The 566-nt window shown below is 48.6% G+C and carries 1 protein-coding gene; it reads right to left on the bottom strand.

Annotation, left to right across the window (positions count from 1 at the left end; translation table 11 throughout):
• The coding region (locus tag ACS8FD_RS23400; RefSeq protein ID WP_439277613.1) for a protein adenylyltransferase SelO family protein at window positions 1–566 on the bottom strand (566 nt) is incomplete at both ends.

Below are 566 nucleotides of genomic sequence, written 5' to 3'. Positions count from 1 at the left end.
AGGATTAAAACGTTCCATAAAACCAAATGGCCCAAAATCCAAAGTGCTACCAGTGATGGATAGATTATCGGTATTCATCACTCCATGAGCAAACCCGATCAACTGCCAGTCAGCTATCATCCGTGCCGTACGCTCAACGACTGCTTGTAAAAATGCCAATACTGGCGTCTCGCTATCACGAGATTTTGGATAGTAGGTTTCAATCATATAATTAGTAAATTCACCAAGCAAATCAGGAGCAAAGCTTGCAATCCACTCTATGTGTCCTAAGCGAATGTGACTATCGGCAACGCGCATCAACGCCGCTCCCGCCTCCATACGCTCGCGACGTACTGGAGTGTCGGAAACCACAAAGCCAAGCGCATTAGAGGAGGGGATATCAAGTTGTGTCAGGGCATGACCACACAAATATTCACGAATAGTACTGCGCAATACCGCGCGCCCGTCACCCATTCGTGAGTAAGGCGTTAGACCTGAGCCTTTAAGGTGCAAGTCTTGCAGTTGGTTATTGCGGTCCAATACTTGCGCCACGAGCAAGCCGCGTCCATCACCTAATTGACCTGCCC

This window comes from Psychrobacter sp. 1U2 (genome assembly GCF_051847575.1).
This window is presented reverse-complemented; position numbering and strand designations above follow the sequence as displayed.